The sequence below is a fragment of the Pseudomonas sp. K8 genome (genome assembly GCF_014889455.1).
GTDB lineage: Bacteria > Pseudomonadota > Gammaproteobacteria > Pseudomonadales > Pseudomonadaceae > Aquipseudomonas > Aquipseudomonas veronii.
The window spans coordinates 1-309 of record NZ_VJWO01000216.1 but is presented as its reverse complement, the minus strand read 5'-3'; the positions used below and the strand labels follow the sequence as shown (position 1 = coordinate 309).

The following is a 309-nucleotide window of genomic DNA, read 5'->3' as shown; positions in this document are numbered from 1 at the left end:
TTTAATCTTGACGATGACCTACTCTCACATGGGGAAACCCCACACTACCATCGGCGATGCATCGTTTCACTGCTGAGTTCGGGATGGGATCAGGTGGTTCCAATGCTCTATGGTCGTCAAGAAATTCTGTGTACCAGACCGTTGCCTTGGCAACGCTCCAGTGAAATTCGTGGACTTCTACTAAAACAAAACCCCTGTCTGCGCGAGCAAACAGGGGTTCTGGAATTTAATCTTGACGATGACCTACTCTCACATGGGGAAACCCCACACTACCATCGGCGATGCATCGTTTCACTGCTGAGTTCGGGA

At 49.8% G+C, this 309-nt stretch carries 1 rRNA gene; it reads right to left on the bottom strand.

Annotation, left to right across the window (positions count from 1 at the left end):
* Nucleotides 1-5: 5 nt before the first annotated feature.
* Nucleotides 6-121 (bottom strand): 5S ribosomal RNA (rrf, locus tag INT12_RS31075).
* Nucleotides 122-309 lie beyond the last annotated feature (188 nt).